This window comes from Streptomyces sp. NPDC054961 (assembly GCF_053609145.1).
Window position 1 is genome coordinate 1 of sequence record NZ_JBSGWY010000097.1, and the last position, 3712, is coordinate 3712.

Consider the following 3712-nt stretch of genomic DNA (forward strand, 5'->3'; position numbering starts at 1 on the left):
GTGATGAAGATGTCGGCCGTCTCGACGACGTCGTCGAGGGTGGCGACCTGGTAGCCGTCCATGGCCGCCTGGAGCGCGCAGATCGGGTCGATCTCAGTGACGATGACGCGCGCGCCTTGGCCGCGCAGGGACTCCGCGGAGCCCTTGCCGACGTCGCCGTAGCCGAAGACGACCGCGACCTTGCCGCCGATGAGGACGTCGGTGGCGCGGTTGATGCCGTCGACGAGGGAGTGGCGGCAGCCGTACTTGTTGTCGAACTTCGACTTCGTCACGGCGTCGTTCACGTTGATCGCCGGGAACAGCAGCGCGCCGGACTGCTGCATCTCGTACAGGCGGTGGACGCCCGTCGTGGTCTCCTCGCTGACGCCGCGGATCTCCGCGGCCATGGCGCCCCACTTGAGGGACGTGCGGTGCAGCAGCTCCAGGACCACGCGCATCTCGTGGTTCTCGGCGGTCGACGGGTCGGGGACCTGGCCGGCCTTCTCGTACTCGACGCCCTTGTGGACCAGCAGGGTGGCGTCGCCGCCGTCGTCCAGGATCATGTTGGGTCCGGCGGCGTCCGGCCAGGTCAGCGCCTGCTCGGTGCACCACCAGTACTCCTCCAGCGTCTCGCCCTTCCAGGCGAAGACCGGGATCCCGGCGGCGGCGATGGCGGCGGCCGCGTGGTCCTGGGTGGAGAAGATGTTGCAGGAGACCCAGCGGACCTGGGCGCCGAGGGCGACGAGGGTCTCGATCAGCACGGCGGTCTGCACGGTCATGTGCAGGGAACCGGTGATCCGCGCGCCGGCCAGCGGCTGGGCGGCCGCGTACTCCCGGCGGATCGACATCAGGCCGGGCATCTCGTGCTCGGCGAGGGTGATCTCCTTGCGCCCGAAGGCCGCGAGGGAAAGGTCGGCGACCTTGAAATCGGAGAACCGCTCAGCGGACATGCCAACTCCTGCTCTGTGTCTGACGATGGATATCGAGGCTCGCCGTGGAACGGTTGAGCGTGATGTAGTGCAGCCCTGGGGCGCCTTCCGCCAGCAGCCGCTCGGCCATGGCCGCGGCGTACTCGACCCCGATCCGGTGGGACGCGGCCGGATCGTCGCGGGCGGCTTCGAGCCGGTGCGCGAGGTCCTCGGGGAAGGCGGCGTTGCTGAGCTCCGCGAACCGGCGGATCTGGCGGACGTCGGTGGCGGGCATGATCTCCGGGATCACCGGGGTGTCGCAGCCGGCGGCCACGACCCGGTCCCGGAACCTCAGGTAGTCCTCGACGTCGAAGAACATCTGCGTGACCGCGTAGTCGGCGCCGGCCCGGCACTTCTCGACGAAGTGGCGGATCTCCTCGTCCCACCCCGCGGACCGGGGGTGGAGTTCGGGGAAGGCCGCCACGCCCACGCTGAAGTCACCCAGCTCACGGATGAGGGAGACCAGCTCGTGGGCGTACCGCAGCCCCTGCGGGTGCGGCTCCCACGGGCCGCGCGGATCGCCCGGCGGGTCCCCGCGCAGGGCGAGGACGTCACGGACGCCCGCGTCGGCGTACTGGCCGATGATCTGGCGCAGTTCGGCGACGGAGTGGCCGACGGCGGTCAGGTGGGCGACCGGGCGCAGCGTGGTCTGCGTGGCGATCCGCTTGGTGATCTCGACCGTACGGTCGCGCGAGGACCCGCCGGCCCCGTACGTGACGGAGACGAAGGTCGGGGTGAGGGACTCCACCCGGCGCAGGGCTTCCCACAGGGTGCGTTCCCCCGCGGCCGTCTTGGGCGGGAAGAACTCGAAGGAGAACGACCGGTCGCCCCGCAGGAAGGTGTCGCGCAGCGTGCTCATCGTCGGCCTCCGGCGTTGAAGTAGCTGGCTTCGGGGTGGTGCACGACGATCGCGTCCGTGGACTGCTCCGGGTGGAGCTGGAACTCCTCGGAGAGGTGGACGCCGATCCGCTCGGGCCGCAGCAGCGTGGCGATCTTGGCGCGGTCCTCCAGGTCGGGGCAGGCCGGGTAGCCGAAGGAGTAGCGGCAGCCCTGGTACTCGGTGCGCAGCATCCCGTCGAGCGAGCGCGGATCCTGCCCGGCGATGCCCAGCTCCGAGCGCACCCGGGCGTGCCAGTACTCGGCGAGCGCCTCCGCCAGCTGCACGGACAGGCCGTGCAGCTCGAGGTAGTCGCGGTAGGAGTCGGAGGCGAACAGCTTGGCCGTGGCCTCGCCGATCTTCGAGCCGACCGTGACGATCTGGAGGCCGATCACATCGGTCTCGCCGGACTCCTCGGGCTTGAAGAAGTCCGAGAGGCACAGGAACCTTCCGCGCGGCTGCCGGGGGAAGGAGAAGCGGGTCAGCTCCGCGCCCGTGTCGTCGAGGAGGACCAGGTCGTCGCCCTTGGAGACGCAACGGTAGTAGCCGTGGACCACGGCGGCTTCGAGGAGGTTCTCCGTCTGGAGCTTGTCGAGGAGGCCGCGCAGGCGGGGCCGGCCCTCGCTCTCCACCAGCTCTTCGTACGAGGGCCCGCCGCGGGCCTGCTTCAGCCCCCACTGGCCCTTGAAGAGCGCGTCCTCGTCCAGCCAGGAAGCGTACTCCTTGAGGCCGATCCCCTTGACCACCCGGCTGCCCCAGAACGGGGGAGCGGGGACGGCGTTGTCGGAGGCGACGTCGGAGCGCGCCGGGATCTCGGGCTCGGGCTCCAGGACCGCGGTGGCGGCCGCGGACTTCACCCGGCGCTGCTTGAGTTCGGGGAGGCCGGCTCCGGGGACCCCGCGCTTGATCCCCATGAGGGCGTCCATGAGGCGCAGGCCTTCGAAGGCGTCGCGGGCGTAGCGGACTTCGCCCTCGTAGATCTCGTGGAGGTCCTGTTCGACGTAGGCACGGGTGAGGGCGGCGCCACCGAGGATGACGGGGTAGTCGGCGGCCAGCTTGCGCTGGTTGAGCTCCTCGAGGTTCTCCTTCATGATCACGGTGGATTTCACGAGGAGGCCGGACATGCCGATGACGTCGGCCTTGTGTTCCTGCGCGGCTTCGAGGATCGCGGAGACCGGCTGCTTGATGCCGATGTTGACGACGTTGTAGCCGTTGTTGGTCAGGATGATGTCGACGAGGTTCTTGCCGATGTCGTGGACGTCGCCGCGGACGGTGGCGAGGACGATGGTGCCCTTGCCGTCGTCGTCGGTCTTCTCCATGTGCGGCTCGAGGTGGGCCACGGCGGTCTTCATGACCTCGGCGGACTGCAGCACGAAGGGGAGCTGCATCTGGCCGGAGCCGAAGAGTTCGCCGACGACCTTCATGCCCTCCAGGAGGGTGTCGTTGACGATGTCCAGGGCCGGGCGGGTCAGCAGGGCCTCGTCGAGGTCGGCTTCCAGGCCGTTCTTCTCGCCGTCGATGATCCGGCGCTGCAGCCGCTCGTCGAGCGGCAGGGCGAGGAGCTCCTCGGCCCGGCCGTCCTTCATCGACTTGGTGTTGACCCCGTCGAAGAGCTCCATGAGCTTTTGCAGCGGGTCGTAGCCCTCCGCGCGCCGGTCGTAGACCAGGTCGAGGGCGACCTTGACCTGCTCCTCCTCCAGGCGGGCGATCGGCAGGATCTTCGACGCGTGGACGATCGCCGAATCGAGCCCGGCCTTGACGCACTCGTCGAGGAACACCGAGTTCAGGACGATGCGGGCGGCCGGGTTGAGGCCGAAGGAGATGTTCGACAGGCCGAGGGTGGTCTGCACGTCCGGGCGGCGGCGCTTGAGCTCGCGGATGGCCTCGA

At 69.5% G+C, this 3712-nt stretch carries 3 protein-coding genes; all 3 read right to left on the bottom strand.

Annotated elements, in window-relative coordinates:
* A partial coding sequence (locus ACWF9Z_RS36555) for an adenosylhomocysteinase (RefSeq protein WP_453609920.1) occupies nucleotides 1-929 on the bottom strand: 929 nt, incomplete at its 3' end.
* A complete protein-coding gene (metF, locus tag ACWF9Z_RS36560; RefSeq protein ID WP_453609922.1) occupies nucleotides 919-1806 on the bottom strand; it encodes a methylenetetrahydrofolate reductase [NAD(P)H] in 888 nt (295 codons plus the stop codon). The genes metF and ACWF9Z_RS36555, both read right to left, overlap by 11 nt.
* Nucleotides 1803-3712 (bottom strand): vitamin B12 dependent-methionine synthase activation domain-containing protein (locus ACWF9Z_RS36565; protein WP_453609923.1); only part of this gene is annotated, 1910 nt, incomplete at its 5' end. The genes ACWF9Z_RS36565 and metF, both read right to left, overlap by 4 nt.

What these genes read in the sequence shown, in the direction of transcription:
- metF (WP_453609922.1), bottom strand. Translation starts at nt 1,806, where the DNA reads ATGAGCACGCTGCGCGACACCTTCCTGCGGGGCGACCGGTCGTTCTCC.